The 23,374-nt window shown below is 70.6% G+C and carries 23 protein-coding genes and 1 pseudogene; 10 read left to right on the top strand and 14 right to left on the bottom strand.

Going from position 1 to position 23,374, the window contains the following annotated elements:
• Positions 1-78: 78 nt before the first annotated feature.
• Together I4I78_RS01980 and I4I78_RS01975 are read right to left on the bottom strand one after the other, a co-directional pair.
• Positions 79-870 (bottom strand): hypothetical protein, encoded by a 792-nt coding sequence (locus I4I78_RS01980; protein WP_218609413.1) that lies wholly within the window; start codon positions 868-870, stop codon positions 79-81.
• A 147-nt stretch (positions 871-1,017) separates the two neighbouring features.
• A complete protein-coding gene (locus I4I78_RS01975; RefSeq protein ID WP_218609412.1) occupies positions 1,018-1,983 on the bottom strand; it encodes an aldo/keto reductase in 966 nt (321 codons plus the stop codon).
• Between the two features lie 88 nt (positions 1,984-2,071).
• Between I4I78_RS01975 and I4I78_RS01970 the strand changes: the two genes are divergently transcribed.
• Together I4I78_RS01970 and I4I78_RS01965 are read left to right on the top strand one after the other, a co-directional pair.
• The gene (locus I4I78_RS01970; protein WP_218609411.1) at positions 2,072-2,659 is read left to right on the top strand and encodes a Chromate resistance protein ChrB; all 588 of its coding nucleotides are present in this window, start codon (positions 2,072-2,074) and stop codon (positions 2,657-2,659) included.
• 43 nt (positions 2,660-2,702) lie between these two features.
• A complete protein-coding gene (locus I4I78_RS01965) occupies positions 2,703-5,348 on the top strand; it encodes a cation-transporting P-type ATPase (RefSeq protein ID WP_218609410.1) in 2,646 nt (881 codons plus the stop codon).
• Here I4I78_RS01965 and I4I78_RS01960 read toward each other — a convergent pair.
• Positions 5,306-6,925, bottom strand: a complete 1,620-nt coding sequence (locus tag I4I78_RS01960; RefSeq protein ID WP_308251853.1) for an NAD(P)/FAD-dependent oxidoreductase — start codon at positions 6,923-6,925, stop codon at positions 5,306-5,308. The two genes, I4I78_RS01965 and I4I78_RS01960, sit on opposite strands and share 43 nt — an antisense overlap.
• 402 nt (positions 6,926-7,327) lie before the next feature.
• On the opposite strand from I4I78_RS01960, the gene I4I78_RS01955 reads away from it, so the two are divergent.
• Both I4I78_RS01955 and I4I78_RS33280 read left to right on the top strand, forming a co-directional pair.
• Complete coding sequence (locus I4I78_RS01955; protein WP_218609408.1) at positions 7,328-7,573, top strand: hypothetical protein; 246 nt, start codon at positions 7,328-7,330, stop codon at positions 7,571-7,573.
• 147 nt (positions 7,574-7,720) lie between these two features.
• The gene (locus tag I4I78_RS33280) at positions 7,721-7,909 is read left to right on the top strand and encodes a DUF4177 domain-containing protein (RefSeq protein ID WP_218609407.1); all 189 of its coding nucleotides are present in this window, start codon (positions 7,721-7,723) and stop codon (positions 7,907-7,909) included.
• Positions 7,910-7,985: 76 nt separating this feature from the next.
• Here the strand turns inward: I4I78_RS33280 and I4I78_RS01945 are convergent, their stop codons facing one another.
• Positions 7,986-8,621 carry a TetR/AcrR family transcriptional regulator gene (locus I4I78_RS01945; RefSeq protein WP_308251852.1) on the bottom strand — a complete coding sequence of 212 codons (636 nt, stop codon included), beginning with the start codon at positions 8,619-8,621 and terminating at the stop codon, positions 7,986-7,988.
• Between the two features lie 100 nt (positions 8,622-8,721).
• Here I4I78_RS01945 and I4I78_RS01940 point away from each other — a divergent pair, with 100 nt between their 5' ends.
• The 3 genes and pseudogenes from I4I78_RS01940 to I4I78_RS01930 form a co-directional block, all read left to right on the top strand.
• Positions 8,722-9,384 (top strand): peroxiredoxin-like family protein, encoded by a 663-nt coding sequence (locus I4I78_RS01940; RefSeq protein ID WP_218609406.1) that lies wholly within the window; start codon positions 8,722-8,724, stop codon positions 9,382-9,384.
• Between the two features lie 63 nt (positions 9,385-9,447).
• On the top strand, positions 9,448-10,362 hold the full coding sequence (locus I4I78_RS01935) for an ABC transporter substrate-binding protein (RefSeq protein WP_218609405.1): 915 nt from the start codon (positions 9,448-9,450) through the stop codon (positions 10,360-10,362).
• A 44-nt stretch (positions 10,363-10,406) separates the two neighbouring features.
• Positions 10,407-10,619: pseudogene (locus I4I78_RS01930) on the top strand (hypothetical protein); the annotation flags it as partial.
• 276 nt (positions 10,620-10,895) lie between these two features.
• On the opposite strand, the gene I4I78_RS01925 reads toward I4I78_RS01930, so the two are convergent.
• Positions 10,896-11,219, bottom strand: coding sequence for a hypothetical protein (locus I4I78_RS01925; RefSeq protein WP_218609404.1), 324 nt, complete (start codon positions 11,217-11,219; stop codon positions 10,896-10,898).
• A gap of 432 nt (positions 11,220-11,651) precedes the next feature.
• On the opposite strand from I4I78_RS01925, the gene I4I78_RS01920 reads away from it, so the two are divergent.
• From I4I78_RS01920 to I4I78_RS01910, 3 genes are read left to right on the top strand one after another with little or no spacing between them, the layout of a single operon-like run.
• Complete coding sequence (locus I4I78_RS01920) at positions 11,652-12,890, top strand: acyl-CoA dehydrogenase family protein (RefSeq protein ID WP_218609403.1); 1,239 nt, start codon at positions 11,652-11,654, stop codon at positions 12,888-12,890.
• A 45-nt stretch (positions 12,891-12,935) separates the two neighbouring features.
• Entirely contained in the window at positions 12,936-13,601 is a 666-nt protein-coding gene (locus I4I78_RS01915) for a TetR/AcrR family transcriptional regulator (protein ID WP_218609402.1), read from the top strand.
• Between the two features lie 42 nt (positions 13,602-13,643).
• A complete protein-coding gene (locus I4I78_RS01910; RefSeq protein ID WP_308251851.1) occupies positions 13,644-14,480 on the top strand; it encodes an NAD(P)-dependent oxidoreductase in 837 nt (278 codons plus the stop codon).
• Between the two features lie 101 nt (positions 14,481-14,581).
• Here the strand turns inward: I4I78_RS01910 and I4I78_RS01905 are convergent, their stop codons facing one another.
• From I4I78_RS01905 to I4I78_RS01865, 9 genes are all read right to left on the bottom strand, one after another.
• Positions 14,582-15,799: an NAD(P)/FAD-dependent oxidoreductase gene (locus I4I78_RS01905; RefSeq protein ID WP_218609401.1), complete on the bottom strand. Its 1,218-nt coding sequence runs from the start codon at positions 15,797-15,799 to the stop codon at positions 14,582-14,584.
• A gap of 88 nt (positions 15,800-15,887) precedes the next feature.
• On the bottom strand, positions 15,888-16,088 hold the full coding sequence (locus tag I4I78_RS01900; protein WP_218609400.1) for a ferredoxin: 201 nt from the start codon (positions 16,086-16,088) through the stop codon (positions 15,888-15,890).
• Between the two features lie 2 nt (positions 16,089-16,090).
• Positions 16,091-17,425 (bottom strand): cytochrome P450, encoded by a 1,335-nt coding sequence (locus I4I78_RS01895; RefSeq protein ID WP_226378932.1) that lies wholly within the window; start codon positions 17,423-17,425, stop codon positions 16,091-16,093.
• Positions 17,426-17,661: 236 nt separating this feature from the next.
• Entirely contained in the window at positions 17,662-19,185 is a 1,524-nt protein-coding gene (locus I4I78_RS01890) for an aldehyde dehydrogenase (RefSeq protein WP_226378931.1), read from the bottom strand.
• The gene (locus I4I78_RS01885; RefSeq protein ID WP_218609399.1) at positions 19,182-20,237 is read right to left on the bottom strand and encodes an alcohol dehydrogenase catalytic domain-containing protein; all 1,056 of its coding nucleotides are present in this window, start codon (positions 20,235-20,237) and stop codon (positions 19,182-19,184) included. The genes I4I78_RS01890 and I4I78_RS01885 overlap by 4 nt, the downstream gene beginning before the upstream one ends.
• A gap of 33 nt (positions 20,238-20,270) precedes the next feature.
• Positions 20,271-20,675, bottom strand: a complete 405-nt coding sequence (locus I4I78_RS01880; protein ID WP_218609398.1) for an SCP2 sterol-binding domain-containing protein — start codon at positions 20,673-20,675, stop codon at positions 20,271-20,273.
• 147 nt (positions 20,676-20,822) lie between these two features.
• Positions 20,823-22,373, bottom strand: coding sequence for an acyl-CoA synthetase (locus tag I4I78_RS01875; protein WP_218609397.1), 1,551 nt, complete (start codon positions 22,371-22,373; stop codon positions 20,823-20,825).
• Positions 22,374-22,475: 102 nt separating this feature from the next.
• Positions 22,476-22,865 (bottom strand): hypothetical protein, encoded by a 390-nt coding sequence (locus I4I78_RS01870; protein WP_218609396.1) that lies wholly within the window; start codon positions 22,863-22,865, stop codon positions 22,476-22,478.
• Positions 22,862-23,329, bottom strand: coding sequence for a hypothetical protein (locus I4I78_RS01865; RefSeq protein WP_218609395.1), 468 nt, complete (start codon positions 23,327-23,329; stop codon positions 22,862-22,864). The genes I4I78_RS01870 and I4I78_RS01865 overlap by 4 nt, the downstream gene beginning before the upstream one ends.
• Positions 23,330-23,374 lie beyond the last annotated feature (45 nt).

The following is a 23,374-nucleotide window of genomic DNA, read 5'->3' as shown; positions in this document are numbered from 1 at the left end:
GCCTTCTCGGCCTCGGGAGAACGGTGCCGGACGAGCCGGGAGGAGCCCATCCCAGAAAGCAGGGATCCTGAGCCGCCGTCAGGAGCGGTCGGTGAACGTCCCGGCCAGGCGCAGGCCGCTGCCGCCTGCCATCCGGAGCAGCCCGGCCATCGCGACGATCAGCCCGAGCATCTCCATCGCCTCCTCCAGACCACCGAGGACCAGGTAGACGAGGTCGTCGGCCCTGCCGGTCTCGTCGAACCACCACCCCTCGATCGCCTCCACCCCGACCGCGCCACCGACGAAGATCAGCGCGGCGAGCGCGACCAGTCGTCCGCCCGGGCGGCGCAGCACCATCGGACCGCACCACAGCGCGACGACCGCGACCAGCACGGTCGCCGGGATGATCCAGGCGTAGGTGAGGAACCCGCTGGTCCCGAGCGTGGTGTGCAGGATGTAGCCGACCTGCTCGTGGTTGGCCGACACCTCGTCCATCGAGACCACGAGCACGGCCAGGGCGAGCACGATCCACCGCACGCGTTCGCGGCGCACCGAGTTCGCGGCGACCAGTGCGAGCAGCCCGGCGTTGACCAGGTGCAGGGCGGAGCTGAACCAGGTCGCGATGTTCAGCTCGCCGCCGAGCCGGATCGCCTGCGGGATCTCGAACCCGGGCCGGCCGTGGCCGATCGCCAGGGCGGCGAAGTGGGCGATCACCAGGACGGCGGCGACACCGAGTGCGACCCTCAGCACGGTGGTGCCGCGGACGAGCGTCAGGTGCGGCGCGGCGGGCTCCGGCGCGGGAGCCGCGACCGGGTCGGCCTCGACCCTCGCGATCTGCCGGGTCGCCGGGTCCTCGTCGGCCGTCCAGGCCATGTGGCGTCCAACGGTCATCTCCGGGCTCCTTCGCAGTCCGGCCGATCGACCGCCCCGGTGAACCTCAGCGGTGGTGGTGGGTGTCGGTCGGCCGTCCGTGGGGTGACGTGAGGGTAAACGAGCTGCGCCGCAACACGTCACGCCAGGCCGGCCACGGTGGACGGCTCAGGACCAGGGACGACCCGATCGGGTGGCCCAGTACTGCTCCGCGGTCCCGCGCGACGCGTCCAGCTCGGCGCCGACCCCGTCCGGGAGGACGACGCCGACGGCGCCGACGTTGCTCGCCAGCTGCGCCGTGTCCACCGGCCCGAGCAGCACGTGCCCCGCCCACGGCCGGGCGAGCGCGGCGGCCACGGCCAGATGGTCGATCGGGAGGTCGAGCTCCTGCGCCAGCCCGGCCGCCGCGCGTACCGCCGCCGTACCGTCCCGGCCCCCGGGCGCCAGACGGCCGTTCGCGAACGCCTCCTTGATGATCACCCGGGCGCCGGCGTCGGCCGCTTCGGCCAATGCCGGACCGGCCGAGGGCTCGAGCAGGTTCCAGGTGGACTGGAACGAGGTGAACAGCGGTTCGCCGTCGACCCGGACGTCCAGGGCCCGGCGGATCGTCTCGGGCTGGCGCGGGCCGGACGTGGAGATGCCGAGCCGGATGCCGCGCTCGCGCAGGCCGGCCATCGCCCGGTGCACGCCGGCGTCGTCGAGCACGCCGGTCTCCAGGGTGGCCGAGTGCACGTGGTAGATCCCGAGCCGGTCACCGAGCAGGTCCAGGCTCTGCGCGGACTGCTCGGTGAACGCGGTGCGGGAGTGGTCCTTGACCTCGTGCACCTCGGCGTCGACACGCCAGTCGCCCACGTAGCGGTAGCCCCACTTCGAGCCGACCCCCACGTCACCGACGTCGGGACGGGCGTCGAGCCAGCCGGCCAGGAACTCCTCGGCCCGGCCGTAGGAACGGGCGACGTCGACGTAGCGGATGCCGTGGGCGTACGCGGCGTCGAGGAGCGCGTGGGTCCGGTCGCGGAGCTGGTCGACCCCCCGGGCGTCGCCGAGGTCGGCGGCGCGGCCGGAGGTGATGTAGGCGGGGCGGGCCACCGCGGCCAGGCCGAGGCCGAGGCGGGCGACGTCGGTGTGGACCATGCGACCAGGGTGCCGTGCCGATCCGTGATCGACGAATCGGTCAACACGTGTTGCACCGGGCACAGGTGGCTCCGTAACGTCGGTCACCGTGTCCGACGACGGCGATGACGCTCCCGGCTGGGTCCTGCTACTGGCCCAGCTCCCCGCCGCGCCGTCCAGCCCGCGGGTGACGCTGTGGCGCCGGGCCAAGGCCGCCGGTGCGGTCGGCCTGCAGAACGGGGCCTGGGTGCTTCCCGGCACGGACGGCAACGTCGAGTTCTTCCGCGCCCTCGCCGCCTACGTGCGCGAGCACGAGGGTACTGCGCACGCCCTGTGCGTCCGGGCCGTCGAGGACCAGGGCGACGCCGAGATCGTCGCCCGGTTCCGGGGCGAGCGGGCCAAGGAGTACGCCGAGTTCCACGAGCGCGGGCTGGCGCTGATCTCCGAGCTGGACCGTGAGACGGCGAAGCTCAACTTCACCTTCGCCGAGCTGGAGGAGAACGAGCAGGTCCAGGACCGGCTCACCTCGTGGCTCGACAAGATCGCGGTGCGGGACTTCTTCCCGGACGAGCGGGCCAAGGACGCCGCCCACCTGCTGGACCGGTCCCGTCGCGCGCTCGAGCGCTTCACCGCGTCGGTCTACCGGGCCGAGGGCGTCGCCCCCGACCTGCCGCCGGACTCCGAGACCGGCGACTGATGCGCCCGTCCGGCGCTCCACGACCGCGTCCCGGCGGCCCGCGGTGAGCGACGCCGAGCTGCTCGCGCCCGACCCGGGACCGGCCCGGGCACACGCCGGGACCGCCGACGACGCCGTGACGGAGCTGCACACCGACACGGCCCGCGGGCTGACCGGCTCCGAGGCCGCGGACCGGCTGGCGGCGACCGGCCCGAACCGCTTCCGGACGCCGAGGCAGGTCACGTTCCGCACCGTGCTCGCGGACGAGATCACCGAGCCGATGATGCTGCTCCTGCTGGCCGTCGCCGTGCTCTACAGCGTGTGGGGCCGGCTCGAGGACACGATCGCCATCGTCGTCATCATCTCGGCGGTCGTGCTGGTCGAGGTGTTCGCCGAGTACCGCGCGAAGACCGTGATCGCCGCGCTGGGGACGCTGACCGCGCCGACCGCCCGGGTCCTGCGCGACGGCCGCCTCGGGCAGGTCCCGACCGAGGACCTGGTCCCCGGCGACGTGGTCCCGCTGCGGGCCGGTGCCCGGGTGCCCGCCGACGTCCGGCTCGTCGGGACGTGGGGGCTGCGGGTCGACGAGTCCGCACTGACCGGGGAGTCGGTGGCCGTCGGCAAGGACGCCGACGACGTGCTCCCCGCCGAGACACCGCTGGCCGAGCGGAGCAACGTGGCCTTCGCCGGGACGACCGTGGCCGCCGGCCGGGCCCGCGGCGTCGTCGTCGCGACCGGGATGGCCACCGAGCTGGGCCGGATCACCGGTCTGGTGCTGGAGGCCAAGCCGCCGCGGACGGCGCTGCAGCAGGCGATGCGCGACCTGTCGCGGGTGCTGGCGTTCGTGGCGATCGGGTTCAGCGTCCTGGTGCCGCTGATCGGGATCCTCGGCGGGCAGCCGTGGCGGGAGATGGTCCTGACCGGGCTGACGATGGCGTTCGCGACCGTCCCGGAGGAACTGCCGATCATCATCAGCCTGGTCCTCGGGCTGGGCGCCTACCGCCTGTCCCGGCGCAACGGGCTGGTGCGACGGCTGCGCGCCGCGGAGGCCCTGGGCACGGTCACGGTGATCGCGACCGACAAGACCGGCACGCTGACCGAGAACCGGATGGCGGTGGCCTCGCTGGCCGCCGACGCCGTACCCGAGGACCGCCTGCTCGCGCTCGGTGCGGCCTGTCACGACGCGACCGCCGAGGGCCGCGAGTGGTCCGGCGACCCGACCGACGTCGCGTTCCTGGAGGCCGCCCGCGACCGGGACCTGCTGCCGGGCACCCCCGGCGGCGTTCCGGGTGACGTGGTGGCCCGATTCGCGTTCGACGCGCACCGCGAGTCCATGACGGTCGTCCACAGCCGGGACGACGGCCGGTTCCTGCTGGTGACCAAGGGTGCGCCGGAGGCGCTGCTGGGGCGCTGCACCGCACGCGGCGGCTACCGGGCCCTCACCGCGGACGACCGGGCCGCGCTCGCCGCGCAGGCCGAACGGATGGCTGGCGAGGGTCTGCGGGTCATCGCCGTGGCGACCCGGGTCCTGGCCACGGTCCCCGGGTCCGTGGACGACGCCGAGTCCCACCTGACGTTCACCGGCCTGGTCGGGCTCGCCGACCCGCCCCGCCCCGAGGTGCCCGAGGCGATGGCTGCGGCGCGTCGGGCCGGGATCCGGGTCGTCATGGTCACCGGCGACCATCCGGCCTGCGCCCGCGCGATCGCCGGGCAGATCGGCCTCGACGGCGACGGCCCGCTGCTCACCGGCCGCGACCTCGACCGCCTCGACGACACCGCGCTCGACGACGCCGTGGCCGGCACGTCGCTGTTCGCGCGTGTCGCGCCGGAGCACAAGATCCGGCTGGTGGAGGCCCTGCAGGGGCGCGGCGAGGTCGTCGCGGTGACCGGCGACGGGATCAACGACGCCCCCGCACTGGCGCGCGCCGACGTCGGCATCGCGATGGGGGCGTCCGGCACCGACGTCGCCCGCGACTCCGCCGACCTGGTGCTGGCCGACGACAACTTCGCCACCATCACCCGCGCCCTGCGGGAGGGGCGCACCCTCTACGACAACCTGCGCAAGGGCGTGAAGTACTACCTGGCGTGCAAGGCCGGTCTGATCGCGACGACCGTCGTCGGGGTGCTCGTGGGGCTGCCGATCCCGTTCGCCCCGATCCAGATCGTGGTGATGGAGATGTTCATGGACATCGCCGGCAGCGCCACGTTCGCCGCCGAGCCCGCCGAACGCGACACCATGGACCGGCCTCCCCGGAACCCGCGGGACCGCTTCCTGGACCGGTCTCTGGTGCGCTCGCTGGTCGCCGGCGGGGTGTCGCTGTTCGTCGCCGTCGGCGGGATCTACCTGGTGGCGTCCTGGTCGGGCGAGACGACCGCGACCGCCCAGACCCTGGCGTTCCTGGCGTGGATGGTCGGCTACCTGGCCCTGGCGTGGGTGATGCGCTCGGAGCGCACGCCCCTGGCCGGGATCGGGTGGTGGTCCAACCGCTTCCTCCCGGCCTGGACGGTGGTGACGGCGGTGTCCATCGCGCTGATCATGTTCGTCCCGTTCCTGCGGGAGGCGCTGCGTCTGGTGCCGTTGAGCGGGACGCAGTGGCTCGTGGTGGTCCTGGTCCCGATCGTGGCGGTGTCGTGGATCGAGATCGCCAAGTGGCCGGGCGCGGGACGTCAGGCCGGGGCCGGGGCTCCGCGCAGGTCGAACCCGTCGTAGCCGGCGGCAGCCACGTCGACGAGCTTCTGCCGGTAGTTCCCGAGCCCGGCCATGTAGAACATGACCGCATTCTTCTTGCCCGGGACGTTCGCGCCGAAGATCCAGGAGTCGGCCTTCGGGAACAGCGTCATGTCCGCGATCTCCCGGCAGGTCGCGGTCCAGTCGTCCTCGGCGTCGCCGGTGGCCTCGACGGCCGCGCTCCCGCCCTCCTCCGCCGTCCGGATCAGGTCGGCGACCATCTCGACCTGGATCTCGATGGCCGGCGGGATGTTGGAGAACGGGCCGTTCGGGCCGAGGATCATGAACAGGTTCGGGAAGCCCGACGTCGCCACCCCGAGATAGCTGGTCGGCCCGTCCTTCCAGTGCTGCTGGATCGTCTCGCCCCCACGTCCGCGCAGGTCCATCCGCGTGTACTGGCCGTCGACCGCGTCGAACCCGGTGGCGAGGACCAGGATGTCGAGCTCGTGCTCGACGCCGTCGGAGGTGAGCACCCCGTTCGGGGTGATCTCCGTGATCGGGTTCTCCTTGATGCTGACCAGGGTGACGTTGTCCCGGTTGTAGGTCTCGTAGTAGTCCGTGTTGCACAGTGGCCGCTTGGCGTAGAGATCGCTCGGCATGAGCTTGCGGGCGGTCTCCGGGTCGTCGACGACCTCCTCGATCTTGGACCGGATGAAGTCGGACGCCGCCCTGTTCGCGTCCTCGTCGGTGGCGATGTCGGAGAACGTGCCGAACATGAACCGGAAGCCGTTGCCGATGTCCCAGTTCTCCTGGAACACGCGCCGGCGCTCGTCGGCGGACACGCTCATCGCCGGGACGTCGCTCTCGGTGAACCCGAACCCGACCGCCGAGTCCTTGACCTGCCCCCAGATCCGGTCGTAGTCGGCCCGGCAGCCGTCCACGTACTCCGCGCTCACCGGCCCGTTGCCGGACGGGACGCTGTACTGCGCCGACCGCTGGAACACCGTGAGGTGCTGGGCGGTCTTCGAGACGGCGCAGATGACCTGGCAGCCGGTCGAGCCGGTCCCGATCACACCGACCCGCTTGCCGTCGGTGGTGAGGTCCGCGGGCCAGGCGCCGGTGTGGACCAGGGTGCCCTCGAAGCTGTCGCGGCCGGGGATGTCGGGGAAGTTGGTCCGCGACAGCAGCCCGAGCGCGGTGACGACGTAGCGGGCGGTGATCGTCGCGCCGTCGTCGGTGGTGACGGTCCAGATGCCGCGGGCGTCGTCGAAGACCGTGGCGTCGATCCCGGTCTCGAGCTGGATGTCCTTCGCGAGGTCGTGTCGCTCCACCACGGCCTGCAGGTAGGCCAGGATCTCGGGCTGGTCGAGGTAGCGGGTCTCCCAGTCCCACTCCTGGAGCATCGTCTGGTCGAAGGAGTACCGGTAGACGAAGCTCTCGGTGTCCGACATCGCGCCCGGGTACCGGTTCCAGTACCAGGTGCCGCCGACCCCTCCGGCCTTGTCGAAGACCCGGACGGTCAGCCCCAGCTCGTCGCGGAGCTTGTGCAGCATGTAGATGCCGGCGAATCCGGCGCCGATGACGACGGCGTCGAGATCGGCCTTCTGCGTGTCGGACACGGTGAACTCCCTCGTTCCCAGGTCGACGGGGGTGTGGCTCCCGGCTCCAGTGTGACCCATGTCGCTCTCCGGGCCCATCCCTCGGCGTAGGCGTGGTTGACAGCCTCGATCGGCTCGGCTGCACTTGCCGGGTCCGAGGTCCACAACGGAGAGGTCCGGGCGTGCGCAAACTGCCGGCGGTCGTCGTCACCGCCCTGCTCGCCGTACTTCTCCTCGCGGTTCTGACCACGGCGATCCTGACGACGGGGGTCCTGAACGGGGGCTCGTCGACCGCCGCGGACGCCCCGCCGGCACCCGCCCCGCCGGCCGCACCCGCCCAGCCGGGCGCTGCGGCGCCCGCCGCGCCGGCGGCGCCCGCGCAGCCGGGTGCTCCGGGCCCGGCTCCCGCAGGCGAGGATCGCGGTGATCGGCCCGATGTGGCTCGGCGGCGACGCACCGCCCCGGATGCTCGCCGTCCGGGACGCCATCCGCGACGCCGCCACCGGGGCCCGGCTCCCGTTCGTCGACCCGCTGGCCGAACGCTGGTTCAACGGCAGCGACCAGGGCGGCATCGCGCCGGACGGCGAGATCCTCAACGACCAGGGCCACCAGCGACTGGCCCAGCTCGTCGACGAGGCCCTGAAGCGCAGCGGTGCGCTGCCGGGGTAGTCGACGCCCGGAGCGGTCCGCGGATGAGCCGGGGCCGCTGCTCTTGACCATGCCGCCACGGCACGGTGTCCACTGACCTCACGGTGGGACCGGAACTCCCGGAGACGCTCCGGTCGTACCGCCACGACGTCGAGGGAAGGACACAGCGTGGCCGCCACGTTCGAGCACAAGGTGTTGAACTACGCACTGGGGTGGAAGGGGTTCGACTACTCCAAGATCGAAAGCGAACTGAACGATCTGGGTGGTCAGGGATGGGAGGTCGTGGGCACCGTCCAGCCGAGTGTCGGAGCGGCCCCCACGGACATCGTCGTGTTCCTCAAGAGAGCCTCCGGCTGAGCCGACGCCGCAGCACCCACGCACCACCCATGACGACCACGGTCGACTCCACTCCGGGGTAGCGGCGGACCGGCCGCTACCCGGCGACCGCGACCTCGAAGGACCGGATGTGCGCGATCGCCGCGTCCAGGGCGGCCTGAAGAGGCGCGGTGTCCCGGTGCACCTGGGCCAGCAACAGCCCGCCCTGCAACGCGGCCAGTGTCACCATCGCGAGCCGGTCCGGGTCGGCCGACTCGTCCAGGTCGCCGCGGGCGCGCATGGCGGCCAGACCGTCCCGGATCGCGCCGGCCCAGCGGCCCAGGCCGTCGGCGAGATCCAGCCGGGCCTCCGGGTCGATCTCGGCGAGCTCGGCGGCCAGGGACCCGATCGGACACCCGCCTGCGCCGTTGCGCCCCGCCTGCACGCCGAGCACGAGATCGCGCCAGGTCTGCAGTCCCTCGATGCTGTCGAGGCGGCTGAGCTGCGGCTGCTGTGCCGCGAGGACCGCCTCGGTCTGGTGGGCGATCACGGCGCGGACGAGCTCCCGCTTGCCGTCGAAGTAGTGGTAGAGCTGCGAACTGCTCACCTCGGCCGCCGACCGGACGTCGTCGATGCTCGTCACGGCGACCCCGCGTTCGAACATCAGACCGGCCGCGACGGCGACGATCCGCTCCCGCGTGGCCCGGCCCTTGCGGGTCAGGCGGGGGAGCCCTCCTGCGGTGCCGGTGTCCACAGCACGATCTTACCTGTTCTGGAGTTGCCGATCCAGAACAGGTGCGGTAGAAAATGGCTCGATCCATCCAGAAAAATACGCACACCCCATGGAGCGAGCCATGACCACCGCGCACGAGACGATCGCCGACCGGATCGAGACGATGGCGCGGTCGGGTCCGGCCTCGCGCCTGCCGGCCGACGCCGCCGCCGCGTTCGCCACCGAACAGGCCGGCCTTCGAGCGGGGGGCGTCCCGGCGGGTGTGCGACGGCCCGGCTCGCCGATGCCGGACGCGGAGCTGCTCGACACGGACGGCCGGGCGACGAGCCTGTCCGCCGCCGCCGCGGGCCGGCCAGCGGTCGTGGTGTTCTACCGCGGCGCCTGGTGCCCGTACTGCAACCTCACCCTGCGCACCTACCAGGAGCAGCTCGTCGGCGAGCTCGACCGCCGCGGCATCGCCCTGCTGGCGGTCAGCCCGCAGCGACCCGACGGGTCCCTGACCACGGCCCAGGCCGACGAACTCACGTACACCGTCCTGTCCGACCCCGGCAACCAGGTCGCGACCGCGCTCGGGGTCGTCACGGTGCCGAGCGCCGAGGTACGCGACGCCCAGCGCGGGCTCGGCCTCGACCTCACCGAGGTCAACGCCGACGGCACGGCCGCACTGCCGATGCCCACGGTCGTCCTGCTCGACCCCGACGGCACGATCCGCTGGATCGACGTACATCCCGACTACACCTCGCGTACCGAGCCCGCCGACGTGCTGCACGCCGTCGAGACCTGACCGCAGCGGCGCTGGAGAAGGTCAGCCTTGCCTTCTTTACCGGCTCTTGGTCTACTCCACGCCGTGTCTGTTGTCGCCCGAACGGTCGCGGCCCTCGGCGCCGTCGCCCTGCTCATCACCGGCTGCGGTGCCTCCGATTCCAGCGCCCCCGCGGACGGACGCCCGGTCGCACACGCCATGGGCGTCAGCACGGTGTCCGCTCAGCCGAGTCGCGTTGTGGTGCTGGACACCCAGGAGCTCGACGCCGCCGTCTCGCTCGGTGTCACCCCGGTCGGGTCGACCCGCGCGTCGGTGTCCGAGGAGCTGCCCTCGTTCCTGCAGGGCAAGGTGGTGCCGGGGGCGATCAAGACCGTCGGCACGATCCAGGACCCGGACCTGGAGGCGATCGCCACCCTGCAGCCGGACTTGATCTTATCCAGCAAGCTGCGCCACGAGCGGATCTACCCGCAGCTGCAGGCGATCGCGCCGACCGTGCTCTCCGAGCGCACCGGCGACGCGTGGAAGGACAACCTGCGCCTCTATGCGGACGCGCTGGGTCGGGCGCCGCAGGCGCAGCGCCTGCTCACCGCGTATCAGACCCGTACATCTGAGCTCGGCCGCCGGGTGAACGCCGCGCAGACAACGGTCAGCGTGATCCGGCAGACCCCGGAGGACCTGCGGCTGTACGGCCCCCGCTCATTCGTCGGCTCGGTGCTGACCGACACCGGGTTCGCCCGCCCGGAGATCGTGCGCAGCGCGCCCAAGGCCTTCGTCGAGATCGGGCCGGAGCAGATCGGGCAGGCCGACGCCGACGTCGTCTACGCCACGACCTACGGAAACGTGCCGAAGCTCTCCGCGTCACCACTGTGGCGCTCGCTATCCGCCGTCCGGGCCGGCCGGGCCTTCGAGGTGCCCGACGACAGTTGGATGCTGGCCATCGGCCCGACCGGCGCCAACCTCGTCCTGGACGACCTGGAGCGGACGCTGACCGCGCCCTGACGGCAAACCCGACCAAAGCTCGCCGGTCAGCCCTGCACCGACCCCGTCCAGCAGCTCCTTGGTGCCGGCTGTCCCGGCGCACACCGGCGACGATCAAGGTCAACCTGTTCTGGGCCTTCGCCTACAACGTCGCCGCCCTACCCCTGGCAGCGCTGGGGCTGCTGAACCCCATGATCGCCGGGGCGGCGATGGCATTCAGCTCGGTGTTCGTGGTCGGCAACAGCCTGCGCTTGCGGCGTTTCACCAGTCGCGGGTGAGGCGCCCGGTGGGCGGGTTTCCAGCCGCCTGGTCGACCCGCCGGGACCCGGTCAGGCGGGTGTCCGTGCGAGTACGCGGAAGGCGATCCCGCAGCAGCGGAGTTTGCTCCGGAGCCAGGAGATCGATCCCCGCCGACGTGGGCGGGAGCGCTTCGCGGAGGCCATCACCTGACGCCAAGACGACCGGGAGGCCACGAACCGGCTCCTGAGGGGCGGCCAGGGACCCTCAATGGGCCTCTGACCTGGAGAGCCGCCTGGGAGAGTCGAACTCCCGACCTACGCATCACGAGTATTTCCGTCACCGGAAGTACCGTGCCCGCGGAGTCCATCCGTGCACGTCACGCGGACCACCGTGCACAGGAGAGACCACCGTGCGCCTGCAGTGGAGGCCACGAAGGAGGCCACGAACGTCGGCGCAAGAGCGAGCACCGTCCCCAGGCTCAACCCGATCTGCTGCTCCGCAGTCCCAGCGAACCGCAGATCCACCCGGGTCGGCACTCGCCCCGCCACCCGGACCCCCACGCTCATCACCGACGACAACCCGTCGTTGCGCTCGATGTCCTGGCCCCTGTCGGTGCTGGTCTTCTGGCTGGTGCTCATGCTGGCCTCCCGATGACGTCGGGCCTGTGTCGGCCCGGGTACCCCTTGTGGGTGGCGGGACGCTGTACCCCGCCGCCGCAAGGCGTCCCCGCACGGCCGGCGAGGCTCGCGGTCCACGGGCAGCCCGAAGGGCTGTCGCCGGAGGCGACGCACAGCGCCCTTGACCGTGAGACCGGCCGTGCGAAGCCACCGGGCCGACAGGCCACGCCGGAGGCGTTCCACAGAGGTCTCGGCCACGCGGCCATGAGCGGGCCTTTCGAGTAGCTGATTCACGCCCGTCACGACTCGCGAGACACCCGGGCCAAAGCCCGCGGCGCTGCGGTTCGGTCGGTCGCGACACGACTCGCCTCGCAGTCAACGGGCACCTTCCGCTTCACAAACAGTCAGTTGTGACTGGTACTGTGCAGATCTCACCGACGAGGAGCGTGCCCGTTGACGACCATCGACTCGACCGTCCCCCGGACCCAGGACCGGATGACCCACGACGTCTGGCTGCCGGAGGAAACCGTCGCACTGCGCAGCGAGGCTCGCGCAGCCGTCGAGAAGCGCCTGGTCCCGTTCGCCCGCGAGATCGGTTCGCGCGAGGAGTCTGCTGACTCCTTTCCCTGGGACGCGTTCCGCGGTCTGGCCGACGAGGGACTGTTCGCCGTCCCGTTCGGATCGGACTTCGGCCGGGGGCTCGAGTTCCCCATGCTCGGCACGTGCACGGTCACCGAGGAGATCGCCTATCACTCTTCGTCGATGGCCGGAGTCTTCGATGGTCAGTGCATCCTGGTCCCGCAGACGCTCGCGTTCGCCAGTGAGGACCTGCGTGCGCGGTTGATCCCCGAGCTCACCTCCGGCCGGGTCGCGTTCTCGTTCGCCACGACCGAGCCGGAGACCAGCTCCGACCTCACCGCCGAGCGGATGCAGACCGTCGCCGAGGAGGCCCCCGACGGCTTCGTCGTCAACGGTCGCAAGCGCTGGATCACCAACAGCGTCGTCGCGGGTTGGGTCTCGGTACTGGTCCGGGCCGGAGCCGACAGCGACCGCGCGCACATGCTGCTGGTCGACCTGTCGTCGCCCGGCGTGCGGATCGGGACACCGGATCTGAAGATGGGCCACCGTGGCCAGATCACCGCCGACATCGTCTTCGAGAACGTACACGTCCCCCGGTCGAATCTGCTCGGGCAGCCGGGAGCGGGGCTCGGCGTCGCACTGTCCGCGCTCGTGCGCGGCCGGATCGGGATCGGCGCAGCCGGTGTCGGCGTCGCCCAGGCCGCGCTCGACCTGGCCGTCGAACGCCTGCGAACACGCCAGGTGTTCGGAGGACCACTCGGCGCGATGCAGCACTGGCAGTTCACGATGGCGCAGCGCGCCACCGAGATCGAGTGCGCGCGCACGCTCTACCAGAAGGCAGCCACCCTCCTCGATCGCGGCGACCGCTCGGCAGAGCCGGAGGCCGCGATGGCCAAGGCCTACGGCACGAAGTTGGCCAACGACCTGGTCCGTGAGGCGATCCAGATTCACGGGGCACTCGGCTTCGCCCGCCGAGTCTCCGAGAGCGGAGAGTCGGTGCGGCTGGAGGAGATGTTCCGAGACGCCAAGATCTTGGAGATCTTCGAGGGCGCGAACGAGCTTCAGCAGTGGATCGTCGCCCGCACACTGATCGGCCGCGACGTCACCGGCTGAACAGCGGCCCGACTTCGTACCGACGACGCGGATATCGTTGTCCGCATGGCCGCTGCTCCGAACGGACCCCTCGCTCGACGGACGCAGGGCGAACGGAGTGCGAGCAGCCGCGCACTGATCCTGAATGCCGCCGTGGAGCTTCTGGTCGAGTCCGGCTACGCGGGGACCACCACCGTGACCATCCAGGAACGAGCCGGCGTCTCACGTGGTCGGCTCCTCCATCACTTCCCGTCCCGGGAGGCAGTGCTCGTGGCCGCCTCACAGCATCTCGCAGGCGAGCGGATCGCCGAGATGGAGCAGTGGGTCACCCAGTCGAGCTACGGGCGCACGCACGGTGTCGAACGGGTCGACCGCGCGACAGAGCTTCTCTGGGAGACCTTCCGGCAGCCCTACTTCTGGGCGGCGATGGAACTCTGGACGGTGGCTCGCACGAACGACGAGATTCGCCGCAGCCTGCAGCCCGAAGAACAGCGCCTGGGCACCGCCATCGAGCACGTCGTCGCGACGATGTTCGGCCCCGTGCACAGCAGCCACCCGGCGTTCCCCGAGACGCGCGAGCTGCTGTTCACCAGCATGCGGGGCGTAGCGATCACCTACACGTTGAGCCACAGAGATCCGGTATCCGACCCACACCTGCCGATGTGGCGGCGGATGGCCCGTGAGCGACTCGGCGTCGAGACCGGAGACCGGTCGAAAAACAGTCAGGCTTGACTGCTAACTTGGTGTGACGACCGCGGCGAAACGGAGTTTCCTGTGAACGACACCTCGACCGATGTACTGACCGGACGAACGATCCTCATGTCAGGAGGCAGCCGCGGCATCGGCCTGGCAGTCGCATTGGCCGCTGCCCGGCGAGGTGCGAACATCGCGGTGTTCGCCAAGACCGACGAGCCGGATCCGCGATTGCCGGGCACGGTGCACACCGCCGTCCAGCAGATCGAGGAGGTCGGAGGTAAGGGGCTGGCGGTCGTCGGGGACGTGCGGAACCCGGAAGACGTCGAGCGAGCGGTGAATGCCGCCGCTGATCGCTTCGGTGGCATCGACGTCGTGCTGAACAACGCCAGCGCCCTCAACCTCGCGGGTTCCTCCGAGCTGACCCCGAAGCGCTACGACCTGATGCAACAGATCAACTCGCGCGGAACGTTCCTTCTCACCACCAGCGCACTGCCACACCTGCGCGCCTCCGATCGCGCCCGCGTACTCACGCTCTCACCGCCCATCAACCTCGCACCGCACTGGCTCGGCAGATTTCCGGCGTACATGCTGTCGAAGTACGGCATGACCCTGCTGACGCTCGGCTGGGCGGCCGAGTTCGCGGAGGACGGCATCGCCGCGAACTGCCTGTGGCCGCAGACCACGATCGCCACCGCTGCCGTGGTCAACCTGCTGGGCGGCGGGGACGCGGCATCCCGCGCACGGTCGCCCGAGATCATGGCGGACGCTGCGCTCGCGGTGCTGGAGCTACCCGCCGGCCGGACGGGCGAGACCTTCATCGACGTCGATGTGCTGAGCGAGGCGGGTGTCACCGACTTCTCCGCGTACGGCGGCGGGCCCGACCCGGAGCTCGACTTCTTCGTCGACCCGTCCTGAACCGACTCCGTCGGGGCGGTCGACCGCATCGCGCCGAGCGCGGTCGTCGCCCCGGGCGGATCACGACAAATCTGGCCGGATCGACGGGCCGGCCGGGCTGATCAGCCGACCCCTGCGAACTCCAGCGCTTCGGCCCAGCTCGCCCGCGTCGCGATCAGTCGCTTGTACTTCATGATCTGGGTCGGCCGGTCGATGGTGATCGTGCCGACGAGCCGGTCCGCCCTCCGGTACAGGGCGAGGAACCGCGCGTCGCCGGTCTCGGCGCTGATCACTCGGATCTCGTCGGCCTGCGGACGACCGACGAACTGGATGCGGCTTCCGTACCAGTCCGACCAGAAGTAGGGGACCGTGCCGAGTTCGGTGGCGTGGTCCGGGTCCAGCGCATTGCGAGCGGCGAGGGCTCCCTGCTCGGCGGCCGTCGTCCAGTGCTCGAGGCGCATCATCTCCCCGTCGAACAGCTTGTTCGGGAAATGCACCACGTCGCCGGCGGCGTACACCCCGTCCGCGCAGCGCAATGTCGCGTCGGCGACCACGCCGTGGTCGCGTTCGTGCACCTCGAGCCCGGATCCCTCCAACCACCCGGTGCTCGGGTCCACCCCGATCCCGACGACGACCAGATCGGCCGGAACCGTGCTCCTGTCGCCCAGCCGTACGCCGGTCACCCGACCGTCGACCTGCTCGAGAGACAGCACGGTGGCCCCGCAGAACAGGTCGGTCCCGTGCGCTCTGTGCAGATACGCGCAGGCATGTCCCATGTCTTCACCCACGGACCGGACCAGCGGCACGGGGAGCGACTCGACGACGGTGGCCGGCAGGCCGCGCTTACGGGCTGCGCTGGCGACTTCGGAGCCGATGAATCCGGCCCCGATCACAACGGTGCGCGCACCCGCGTCCAACGCCGAGCGGACGGCGACGGCGTCGTCCCAGGTCCGCAACGTGTGTACTCCGGCGATCCCGTCGGTGCCGGGAAGCCGGCGCGCCGTCCCTCCCGTCGTCGCCACCAGCGCGTCATAGCCGATCTCGGTGTCGTCCAGAGCGATCAGGCGGGCCTTCGGATCCAACCCGGTGGCGGGGGCGCCGAGGCGCAGCTCGACTCCCAGCTCGTCGCGCAGGTGTTCCTCGGTACGGAAACGAGGGTCGGCCGGCGCTTCCTCGGACGCCTCCAGGAACGCCTTGGACAGGGGTGGCCGGTCGTAGGGCAGGTGCTCCTCCGCGCCGACGAGCGTGATCCGCCCGGTGTGACCGGCTTTGCGTGCCGACTCGACAGCCCGGATCCCGGCCAGCGAAGCACCGACGACGACGAGATGGTCCACGGTCATCGCGGGGCCCTCCTTTCTGCAAGACGAGCGCCCCGGTCTCCGTCGGGGGCCGGAGACCGGGGCGGTGGGACCGCGTGGGGAGCCGCGGTCAACTCTCGATGAGCCTCAGGGCTTCGGTCGGGCAGGCGGCGACAGCGGCCTCGCAAGCCATTCGGTGCTCGTCTGCCGGGGTTTCGTCCAGCACCGCGAGCGATCCGTCCTCGCGCACCTCGAAGATCTCCGGCGCCTCGGCCTCACACAGCCCGAGACCGCTGCACTTGTCCTGGTCCAGTACGACCTGAAGACTCATGATCACTTCTCCGGGACGAATCGGAACGGCATGCGCTTGACGCCTCGCATGAAGTTGGTGCCGAGCAGCTCGGGCTCGCCGGCCTCGAACTCGGGAATGCGGGTGAGCAGCTCACGGAACAGGGCCCGCAGCATCGACTTGGCAAGTTGGTTGCCCAGACAGAAGTGCACCCCACCACCGCCGAATCCGACGTGGTCACGGGCGTTCTCCCGGGACAGGTCGAACTTGTGCGGCTCGTCGAAGACCTCGGAGTCCATGCAGCCGGACGGGTAGAGCAGCACGACCTTGTCACCGGGGATGATCGTCTGGCCACCGATCTCGGTCTCCGCGACCGCTGTCCGGCGGAACGTCATGACCGGACTGGCGAAGCGGATGAACTCCTCGATGGCGTTGTTGATCCGTCCGTCGAAGTCCTCCATCAGCCACTGCCGCTGCTCCGGGAAATGGGTCATGGCCCGAACGGTCAGGCTGGAGGTGTGCTTGGTGGTGTCGGTTCCGGCCACCGCCATCAGGACGAAGAAGGCGCCGATCTCGAAGTCGTCCAGCGCCTGGCCGTCGACCTCGGCGTTGATCAGCGCGGTGATCAGATCGTTGGCCGGCTCGGCCCTCTTCGCCTCGATCAGCTCGGCTGCGATGTCGTGCAGGTTCGTCGCGGCCTCGATCTGGACCTCGTCCGCCAGACGGCCGGCGAGGGTCTCGGGGTCGGCCCACGCCACGATGTCCGCGGCGTTGCGGGCCGTGGACAGCCGAAGGTGTTCCGGAACGCCCATGATGTCGCAGAAGATCCGGGTGGGCAGCTGCTCGGCACAGCGCTCCACGAACTCGATCTCACCGGAGGGCTCGGAGGCGAACCCGTCGACGATCTCACGGGCGGCGGTCCGGATCTTCTCCTCGATCAGCTTGACCTGCTTGGGAGTGAACGCCGAGGCCACCAGCTTGCGCAGCCGGTCGTGCTTCGGATTGTCCATCGCCAGGAACGACTGGGTCAGCTCCAGGAAGATCGGCGGCAGCAGGTCGAACAGCACGCCCTGGCCGGAGATGAACGTGTCGTTGTCCCGGCTGACCTTCACGATGTCGGAGTGCTTGACGACGGCCCAGAAACCAGGGTCGTCGGGGTCGGGAGTGACCGCGTCGTCGACGGGGCGCTGCCAGGACACCGGCTGCTCCCGGCGGAGCACCTCGAAGGTCTTCTCCCGCTCCTCGGAGGTCTGGGCCCAGAACACCTTGCTGGCGACGTCGACCGGGTAGTGGTCGGGCTTGCGCTCCGCGGTCGCCGGGATCATCACGATCTCGTCGGGGTCGGCCTGCATCTCGAGGTCGAAGTCGGTCGCGGTCATGCATCCTCCTGGGTAGACCGGTGATCGGTCCTGCGCCGCCGGGCGGGCCGGAGCGGGTCGTGTATCGGTGACGCACCGTCACAGGGAAGTGTGTCGGGGACCGCGGCGCCGGACATCCTCCGCGGAGGGAGTCCGTCTCTCCCCATCGGGAGAGAGGCCGACGGGCCGTCATCCGTCTGTTGAGATGCGCCGGCCCGGACGAGGGCGTCTCCTCCGGGCCGGCGCGCTACGGGAGCTCAGTCGTCCGCGTGGCTGAGCAGTACGTCGTACGGACGCGCGTCGCGGCGGTTCGACAGGTCGAGGTGCACGTTCTTCACCTCGGTGAACGGGTCGAGTGCGTGGGGCCCGAGCTCGCGGCCCACCCCACTCTGCTTGTAGCCGCCGAACGGCACCTCACAGTTGATCTGGTGCGAGTCGTTGATCCAGACCGATCCGGCCTGGATCTTCTCCGCCACCTCCAGGGCACGCGAGTTGTCCGTGCTCCACACCGAGGACGCGAGTCCGTACTCGGTGTCGTTGGCCAGTGCCACGCCCTCTGGCTCGCTGCCGTAGCGGATCACCGACAGCACCGGCCCGAAGATCTCCTCGCGGGCGATCCGCATGTCGTTGGACACGCCGGTGAAGATCGTCGGCTCGATCCAGTGACCGCGCTCGAACCGTTCGCCCTGGGGGACCCTGCCGCCGAGGGCAAGAGTGGCGCCCTCTGCCTTACCGGACTCGATGTAGTCGAGGATCCGAGAATGCTGGCGGGCCGATACGACGGGACCCATGTCCGTGTCCCAGTCCCGGGTGTCGCCGAGCTGGATCGTCGAGGCCCGCTCGAGGAGCCGCTCCACGAACTCGTCGTGGATCGAGTCCGGCAGCAGCAGGCGGGTCATCGACTCGCAGATCTGTCCGGAGTAGAGCATCGAGCCGTAGAGCACGCCGTCCACCGCGAGGTCGATGTCGGCGTCGTCGAGGACCAGGGCAGGCGACTTGCCGCCGAGCTCCAGGGTCACCGCCTTCACCGTGCCCGAGGCCAGGCGCATGATCTCGCGGCCGATGTCGGTGGACCCGGTGAACCCGATCTTCCCGACACCCGGGTGCGAGGCCAGGCGCGCCCCGGCGTCCGGCCCGGGGCCCGGGACGACGTTGAACACGCCCGGCGGCAGGCCGCACTCCTCGGCGATCCGCCCGAACTCCAGCGAGGTCAGCGGCGTCTTCTCATCCGGCTTGAGCACCACGGAGTTGCCCACGGCCAGTGCCGGGGCGAACTTCCACAGCGCCAGCAGCAGGGGGAAGTTCCACGGCGCGATCGCTCCGACCACGCCGATCGGCTCACGGCGCATCGTCGACTGCCCGAGCACCGGGAAACTGGCCCGCGGCATCGGCGTCTCGAACTCGTAGCGGGCCGCGAGGTCGGCGAAGTACGCCAGGTGCGGCGCCGCGTAGCCGACGTGGAATCCGGTGGCCTGACGCACCGTGGCGCCGTTGGCCATGATCTCCAGCTCGACCAGTTCCTCGATCTGCTCGCCCAGCTTGTCGGCGATGGCGTGCAGCACCTGCGAGCGGTGCGCGGGCGTGGCCCGGGACCATCCGCCGTCGTCGAAGGAGGCCCGTGCCGCGTCCACGGCGGCGTCGATCGCGGAGGCGCCGCCGGACGCCGCGGTGGCGACCAGCTCGTCGTTCTGCGGGTCCCGGATCTCCAGGACGTTCTCGCCGTCGACCGCCTTCCCGCCGATCAGCATTGGGAAGTGGCGGACGGTCGTCCCGGCCGTCATGCGGTGGGGTCCAGGACGATCTTGGTGGCCTCGTGCTCGTGAAACATCCGGTAGGCCTCGGCGGCCTCGGTCATCGGCATCCGGTGCGAGATGAACCGGCTGGGGTCGAGCTTGCCCGCTCCGATCAGGGCCAGCGTCTCGTCCATGTAGTTGGTGATGTTCGCGACGCCCTGGGCGATGGTGACGCCCTTGAGGTAGAGGTCGCCGAACGGCAGCTCGATGGAGTCCTCGGTGTAGACGCCGGGGATCGAGATCGCACCGCCGGAGCGCACCAGCGAGCAGGCCGACAGCAGCGCCGACGGATGCCCGACGGCGTCGATGACGACGTCGGCGCCGCGCCAGTCGGTGAGATCCTGCACGGCCTCGGCCGGGTCGGTCTCGGTCGCGTTCACCGGGATCGCGCCGATCGCCTCAGCCTCCTTGAGTCGGACACCGACCTTGTCCACGACGATCGTCTGCGAGGCGCCGAGCACGTTCGCGGCCATCGCGGCGCACAGACCGACGGGGCCGGCCCCGACCACCGCGACGGTGTCGCCGGGCTGGATGAACTTCCGGACGGCCTCGTAGCCGGTCGCCATGATGTCGCCGACGAAGAGCTTGTCCTCGTCGGTGCCCTTGCCTGCCTCGGGCAGCTTGCGCAGGGTGCGGTCGGCGTTCGGCACGATCACGTACTCGGCCTGACCGCCGGACAGGCTGCCGAACGTCAGCCCCAGACCGAAGATCATCGTGCCGAGGCACTGACCGGGCCGGTTGCGGCGGCAGGTGTAGCAGGAACCGCAGCTCACGACGCAGGAGGCGACCGCCCGGTCTCCCTCGGAGACCAGGTTGACGCCGGAGCCGACGGCCTCGATCGTGCCGAGGAACTCGTGACCGAGGATCACGTCGTCCTCGATCACGATCCGGCCCTCGAACGGGTGCAGGTCGGTCCCGCAGATCGCGGTGAGGTCGACCCGCATCAGGACGTCACCGGGATCGGTGATCTCCGGCTTCGGAACGTCCATGACCTCGATCTTGTGCGGCTCGCGAAGCACGACCGCCTTCATCGTCGCCATCGTCGGCGACCTCCTTCTCTACTGGTCCGGCCGTCAGGCGCTCTGCGCGTCCTTGTCCGCGACCAGGTCGCGGTACATCGGGAACAGCGGCTTGGTCAGCGGGACCAGCTTCAGGATCTTGTTGACCGGGCCCTTTGCCTTGACCTCGCCCTTGGCCAGGCCGACGGCGAGGTTGTAGTCGCCGCGCCAGAACTTGTCGCCGGTGTCGGCGCGCATCATCAGCGTGATGTCGGCCTTGTCGTCGTCGGCTCCGGTGTGGACCTCCATCGCCGGCTCGTGCATCTTGACCCACATCTCGGTGTCCGGGTCGGTGTAGAGCACGCGCAGGTTCAGGCCGGCGGCACGCATCTTCGGACCGGATTCGGCGTGGTCGTTGGCGGCGCGGAATACCCCGCCGATGTACTTGTCGACCTCGTTGCTGTCGGCGAAGTAGGCCATGTGAATCTCCTGAAGAAGTGGGGCACGCGGCGGAGCCGGCGTGCGGTTCTGCGACGTGACGAAGGATCGCGGGCCGGTGGGGTGGCCCACATCGCTCCCGGGGGGTGTATCCGTCTCACCAATGGCTGCCGTAGGGGCGCTCGGAGCTCAACCGAGGGCGGTCGAGGGCTCGCGGTAGCGACGCCGCAGCTCGTGCTTGACGAGCTTGCCGGTGGCAGTGCGCGGGAGCGTCTCCACGAAGTCCACGCTGCGGGGGGCCTTGTAGTGCGCGATCCGCTCGCGGACGAACGCGAGCAGTTCGTCGGCCAGCTCCGGGCCGTCCAGGACACCGTCGGTCGGCTGTACGACGGCCTTGACCTGCTCGCCCATCTCCGGATCCGGGACGCCGATGACGGCGACGTCGAAGACCTTCGGATGCAGGGCCAGGCAGTCCTCGACCTCCTGCGGGTAGATGTTCACCCCACCAGAGATGATCATGAAAGCCTTGCGGTCGGTGAGGAACAGGTAGCCTTGGTCGTCGAGGTAGCCGACGTCGCCGGTGGTGGACCAGTTCTCGTGCCCCGGGTGCTGTCCCTCGCGGGTCTTCTCCGGATCGTTGTGGTACTCGAACGCGACGTTCTCGCGTTCGAAGTAGACGGTGCCGACCTCGCCGGCCGGCAGGTCCGTACCGTCGTCGTCGCAGATGTGGATGACGCCGAGACCCGCCTTTCCGACCGATCCGGGCCGGTTGAGCCACTGCGCCGAGTCGATCAGCGTGACGCCGTTGCCCTCGGTCGACGAGTAGTACTCGTTCAGGATCGGGCCCCACCAGTCGATCATCTTCTGCTTCACGTCCACGGGGCACGGCGCGGCGGCGTGGATCGCGACCCGCAGCGACGACACGTCCGCCTTCTCCCGGATCTCGTCCGGGAGCTTGAGCATCCGCACGAACATGGTCGGCACCCACTGGCTGTGCGTGACGCCGTAGGTCCCGATCGCCGACAGCGCGGCCTCCGCGTCGAAGCGCTGCGGCATCACCACGGTGCCGCCGAGGGCGTGGACGATCCCGCCGAACCGCAGCGGCGCCGCGTGGTAGACCGGCGCCGGGGAGTAGTAGACGGTGTCGTCACCGAAGGCGTACATCGGGCCGAACACCGCGGTGTAAAGGTCTCCGGGCTCGTCCACCTGCCGGTCCGGCAGGGCCGGCTTGATCCCCTTGGGACGTCCGGTGGTGCCGGAGGAGTACAGCATGTCGGCACCGCGCGGCTCGTCGGGCAACGGGCCGTCCGGGGCGGCGCCCAGGACCGCGTCGTAGTCGTCGAACCCCGTCACCGCGCCGCCGAAGGCGAGCCGCCTGTCCACCGCCGGTACCTGCGAGGACACGGCCTCCGCCAGCTCGGCGACCGCTGCCGAGGCGACCAGCGCCCGGGCCCCGCAGTCGCCGAGGATGTAGGTCGCCTCGTCGGCGGAGAGGTGGTGGTTGACCCCCGTGACGTAGAGCCCCGAGCGCAGCGCGGCCCAGTAGACCTCGAACACCTCGGGGGCGTTGTCGGAGAGGAACGCGATGTGATCGCCGCGGCGCAGTCCGGCCTCGTGCAACACGTGGGCCAGCCGGCGCGACCGGTCGTCGAGCTCGGCGTAGGTCAGGGTGCGCCCCGACTCGGGGGCGATCACGGCCGGCTTGTCCGGGTGCGTGCGCGCGTGGGTTCCTGGGAACACGGATTCTCCTTCGACGTCGACCGACCCAGACATCGTCGTGAGGTCGACCGGCCCCGACATCGCTCCGCAGGGGTGGTTCCCTGCCCCCAACGGACCCGCGGCTCAGGCCGCGCGGCGTTCCCGGCTGCGCCCGGCCAGGTGTCCGGCGAGTCCGCCCATCACGATCGCGGTGAGGAGCGTCAGCACGAGCTGTTGTGGGTCGAGCGCGCCGGTGGCCAACACTGTCAGCGGTAGCACCAGCAAGTACCCGGCGACCGCGGCGCCCGCCCCCTGCACCCGTGGGTCCGGCGCGTCACCGATCCTGTACCCGGCGACGACGAACGCCAGGACGGCGGTCAGGATCAGCCATGCCGGCCCCACGACCGGGACCCGCGCGCCCAGTGGCGCGGCCAGGCCGCCGACCACCATCACGCTGAAGCAGATCGACGCGCCGCGGACCAGGTTGACCCAGTCCACTCGGTCGGAAAACCAGTCGAAACCGGGGACGTTCACGCAGTACCTCCTCGCGACCGCAGGTAGCGCTGCGCACCGGGCAACAGCAGCGGGATCGTCCCGACCACCAGCAGCACCATCGTGGGCACGGTCTCCCAACGCCCGGTCAGGGCGAGCAGTACCACCGACACAACGCCGGCGAGCACCGCCGGGTAACGGCTCCAGCGCTGTCCGGCCGCAAGCGCGACCGCCAATGCGACGAGCACCACGGCGACGACGAGCAGCACGCTCGGGGTCACCGGGCCGTCCGACGTCGAGGAGGCGTCGGCGGCGGCGTCTCCCACCTGGCTACGGACGGTGCCGAGCGTGTCCTCGTCTGCAGTGCTCTCGACACCGGTCGACGTCCACGCGACGACCAGCGCGACCGCGGTCAGCACCCAGGCGACACCGGAGACGAGGATCGACCAGGGTGGTCCGCCCCGCCGATCCGCCGCAGTGCCGGGGGAGGCTTCGAGCTCGGTCATGCGGCGAAGGCTAGGCGCGCACAGGGCCCGCGGGACCCGGGAACC

The sequence above is a fragment of the Pseudonocardia sp. KRD291 genome (assembly GCF_019263595.1).
GTDB lineage: Bacteria > Actinomycetota > Actinomycetes > Mycobacteriales > Pseudonocardiaceae > Pseudonocardia.
Note: the sequence above shows the minus strand (reverse complement) of the source record. Positions and strands in the feature narration are given on the sequence as shown.

Bases quoted from the DNA above. Each gene is read 5' to 3' on its own strand.
- I4I78_RS01880 (WP_218609398.1), bottom strand. From the start codon at position 20,675: ATGGCCTACTTCGCCGACAGCAACGAGGTCGACAAGTACATCGGCGGG.
- I4I78_RS01975 (WP_218609412.1), bottom strand. From the start codon at position 1,983: ATGGTCCACACCGACGTCGCCCGCCTCGGCCTCGGCCTGGCCGCGGTG.
- I4I78_RS01865 (WP_218609395.1), bottom strand. From the start codon at position 23,329: ATGACCGAGCTCGAAGCCTCCCCCGGCACTGCGGCGGATCGGCGGGGC.
- I4I78_RS01905 (WP_218609401.1), bottom strand. From the start codon at position 15,799: ATGACCGTGGACCATCTCGTCGTCGTCGGTGCTTCGCTGGCCGGGATC.
- I4I78_RS01890 (WP_226378931.1), bottom strand. From the start codon at position 19,185: ATGACGGCCGGGACGACCGTCCGCCACTTCCCAATGCTGATCGGCGGG.
- I4I78_RS01885 (WP_218609399.1), bottom strand. From the start codon at position 20,237: ATGGCGACGATGAAGGCGGTCGTGCTTCGCGAGCCGCACAAGATCGAG.
- I4I78_RS01940 (WP_218609406.1), top strand. From the start codon at position 8,722: ATGACCACCGCGCACGAGACGATCGCCGACCGGATCGAGACGATGGCG.
- I4I78_RS01980 (WP_218609413.1), bottom strand. From the start codon at position 870: ATGACCGTTGGACGCCACATGGCCTGGACGGCCGACGAGGACCCGGCG.
- I4I78_RS01895 (WP_226378932.1), bottom strand. From the start codon at position 17,425: ATGACCGCGACCGACTTCGACCTCGAGATGCAGGCCGACCCCGACGAG.
- I4I78_RS01915 (WP_218609402.1), top strand. From the start codon at position 12,936: ATGGCCGCTGCTCCGAACGGACCCCTCGCTCGACGGACGCAGGGCGAA.
- I4I78_RS01900 (WP_218609400.1), bottom strand. From the start codon at position 16,088: ATGAGTCTTCAGGTCGTACTGGACCAGGACAAGTGCAGCGGTCTCGGG.
- I4I78_RS01925 (WP_218609404.1), bottom strand. From the start codon at position 11,219: ATGAGCACCAGCCAGAAGACCAGCACCGACAGGGGCCAGGACATCGAG.